The sequence below is a fragment of the Delftia sp. ZNC0008 genome (assembly GCF_000799035.1).
GTDB classification, from domain to species: domain Bacteria; phylum Pseudomonadota; class Gammaproteobacteria; order Burkholderiales; family Burkholderiaceae_C; genus Comamonas; species Comamonas tsuruhatensis.
This window is the reverse complement of record NZ_JTKZ01000177.1, coordinates 1-2,883: the sequence shown is the minus strand read 5'-3', so window position 1 is coordinate 2,883 and position 2,883 is coordinate 1. Positions and strand designations below refer to the sequence as shown.

Sequence of the window (2,883 nt, the reverse complement as noted above, 5' to 3'; positions counted from 1 at the left end):
CCGCGTAGGTGCTGGGCCTGATGCGCGCCCTGGTCGAGGGCCAGGGCCGCAGCCTCTCGGGCGTGCTGCTGGAATGGGCGGCCGAAAGCGAAATGCCCGGCCGCGCCCCGCCCTCGGCCGCGCGCATCGAGGCCGCTGTGGACCGCTTCGTGACCCGCCATGGCCCCGGCGCCAGCAACGGCCGCCTGGTGATGTCCCGCGCCCTGCAGGACTTCATGGCCCTGGCCCGCGAAACCGGCGTGGCCCTGCCCGCCGACATGGCGCTGCTGCTCAAGGCCCTGATCACGGCCGACCAGGTGCTGCTGCAGCTGGACCCGCAATTCGACGTGGTGCAGACGGCCACGCCCCTGGTCAAGGCCCAGCTGCTGCAGCGCTACTCCCTGCGCAGCCTGGCGCGCCAGCGCCGCGCCGCCATGGCGCAGTGGCTGGAACTGGCCGACGACGCGCCGCACACCCTGCGGCTGGTGATGCAAAGACTGCGCTCGGGCCGGCTGCAGGCCGACCTGGACATACGCCACATCGACCGGCTTTCCCTGGCACTGGAACGCGCCGCTACCCGCCTGGCCCTGGCCGTGGTCTCCGGCGCCTTCATCCTGGGCCTGGCCCCCGGCCTGCTGACCATGGGCCCGCGCCTGTGGGGCATCCCCCTCTTCGCCGCCCTGGGCGTGGCCGGCGCCGCCGCCAGCCTGGCTGTTCTTTTCACCACCATGCGCAGGCAGAAGGCGCTGGATTGATCGCTGGATTGGCGATGAGCAACGCCCAAAGGCACCGCCAGCACACCAGCGCCCAAACCCGCCACGGCCCAACCCAGAGACACCGAGGAAGGGCATACGCCGGCCGCGCCGCCCCGCACCGAGGGTGTCGCCGGCTGCCCGTACGCCCCCTCCGCGAAGCGAGAAGGGGCGCCGTGCAACGGGAAGCGGCGCAGCCGCTCAGGGGGTCAGTCCAATTTGACGCCCGCGCTCTTGATGATCGCCCCCCAGCGCTTGGACTCCGCGCGCGACATGGCCAGGAACTGCTCGGGCGTGCCGGGCAGCGCCTCCATGCCGAAGTCCTGCATGCGCTTGACCACGGCGGGGTTGGCCAGGGCCTTGTTGAGCTCGGCGTTCAGGCGCTGCACCACGGCCGGGGGCATCTTGGCCGGGCCCAGGATGCCCTGGAAGGCATAGACCTCGGTGTCGGGCACGCCGACCTCGGCCAGCGTGGGCAGCTCGGGCAGGCTGGGCACGCGCTTGCCCGTGCCGATGGCCAGGGCGCGCACCTTGCCCGACTGGATCACGGGCAGGCCCGAGGCCAGGTCCAGGAACATGCAGGGCACCTGGCCACCCATCACGTCGGCCAGCGCAGGCGCCGCGCCACGGTAGGGGATGTGCGTCAGGAAGGTGCCCGTGCGGTTCTTGAACATCTCCATGGCCAGGTGGTGGGGCGAGCCGTTGCCGGGCGAGGCGTAGTTGACCTGGCCCGGATGCGCCTTCACGTAGGCCAGGAATTCCTTGAAGGTCTTGGCCTCGAAGTTCGGGTTCACCACCAGCGCCATCGGGAAGCGGCTGATGCCGCCGATGTAGGTGAAGTCCTTTTCGGGGTTGAAGGACAGCTTGCTGAACAGGTGCTCGTTGTAGGCCAGCACGGCGTTGTCGGCCGACATGATGGTGTAGCCGTCGGGCTTGGCCGTGGCCACGATCTGTGCGCCGATGTTGGTGGAGGCGCCGGGGCGGTTGTCCACCACGATGGTCTGGTTCAGCGTCTGGCGCATGGCCTCGGCCACGGTGCGCGCCAGCACGTCGGTGCCGCCGCCGGGCGGATAGGGCACGACCCAGCGGATGTTGCTGGCGGGCCAGTCCTGCGCCTGTGCAAAAGGCGCGGCCATGCCGGCGGATGAGGCCGCCACGGCGGCCAGGAATTGTCTACGGTCCATTGTTGTCTCCTGTGGGATGGGTGTGGATGGGTCCTGGCCGCGCCCTGTTGCTCTTGTTCATGGAGGCGGCGGCCGTGTGTTTCAGGGCGGGCTGGCTGCGGGGAACTCCACGCGCTGCACCTTGAAGCCCTGGGCCGCCAGCAGCGCCGGCAGGCCGTGCGTGCCCACCATGTGCAGGGCGCCCACGGCGGCGAACACGCTGCGGCCGGAACGGATCTGCCGCGCCACTTCGCGCGCCAGGCCGGGGTTGCGGCCATAGACCATGCGGTCGTAGTCGGCGCGCTCGGCGGCATTGGCCATGCAGTCGCACCAGTCGGGCAGGCTCTCCAGCAGGTGGATGCGGCCATCGGCCCAGACGCGTGCGATCAGTCCCAGCTTCTGGGAGGCGATGCCGCTTTCCAGCTGGCGCAGGCCGGACGCCACCGTCTCGGCCACGCGCGCGGGGTCGTCCGAGACCAGTTCGCGCAATTGCAGCTCGGGCGTCTCCAGGGACAGCACGGGCTTGTCCAGAGCGCGTGCCATCCCGGCCAGAGAGAAATCGATGCCATAGGACGCGTCCAGCCCCTCGCTGCGGCCGGCCAGCGACAACAGGGAGATCACCTGGGCGTCGGGGCGCAGCAGGGCCAGCTCGGGGCCGGCGCAGGCCAGGCGCCTTTGCTCCTCAAGCCGGCGCTGGAGATCGCCGCGCAGCGGCGGCGCTTCGGGCCGCGCCTGCATGCCTGCGAACAGGACCTTCATGACCTCGGGATCGAGGATGTTCAGCTCCAGCGCCAGGCTGTCGGAGGCGCGCAGCGCGTCCGCCACCGTGGGGCCGGGCACGCTCCAGTCGAGCTTGGCCGCATGCATGGTGCCGTAGAGCCAGCTGGTGCGGCCCCGGTGCTCGATGCGCCAAAGCAGCCCACGGTCCTGCGCCTTGCGCTGCATGGCGCGGATCTCGTCCGGGCCGGGCATGCGCGCCTCGGACGCGG

3 protein-coding genes are annotated in these 2,883 nt (G+C 70.9%); 1 reads left to right on the top strand and 2 read right to left on the bottom strand.

Annotated elements, in window-relative coordinates; translation table 11 throughout:
• Positions 1 to 20: 20 nt before the first annotated feature.
• Positions 21 to 734, top strand: a complete 714-nt coding sequence (locus L995_RS05835) for a hypothetical protein (protein ID WP_231574361.1) — start codon at positions 21 to 23, stop codon at positions 732 to 734.
• A gap of 206 nt (positions 735 to 940) precedes the next feature.
• Here the strand turns inward: L995_RS05835 and L995_RS05830 are convergent, their stop codons facing one another.
• Both L995_RS05830 and L995_RS05825 read right to left on the bottom strand, forming a co-directional pair.
• Complete coding sequence (locus L995_RS05830; protein WP_016446620.1) at positions 941 to 1,915, bottom strand: Bug family tripartite tricarboxylate transporter substrate binding protein; 975 nt, start codon at positions 1,913 to 1,915, stop codon at positions 941 to 943.
• An 81-nt stretch (positions 1,916 to 1,996) separates the two neighbouring features.
• The coding region (locus L995_RS05825; RefSeq protein WP_047470081.1) for a TraB/GumN family protein at positions 1,997 to 2,883 on the bottom strand (887 nt) is incomplete at its 5' end.

Bases quoted from the DNA above. Each gene is read 5' to 3' on its own strand.
- L995_RS05835 (WP_231574361.1), top strand. From the start codon at position 21: ATGCGCGCCCTGGTCGAGGGCCAGGGCCGCAGCCTCTCGGGCGTGCTG.
- L995_RS05830 (WP_016446620.1), bottom strand. From the start codon at position 1,915: ATGGACCGTAGACAATTCCTGGCCGCCGTGGCGGCCTCATCCGCCGGC.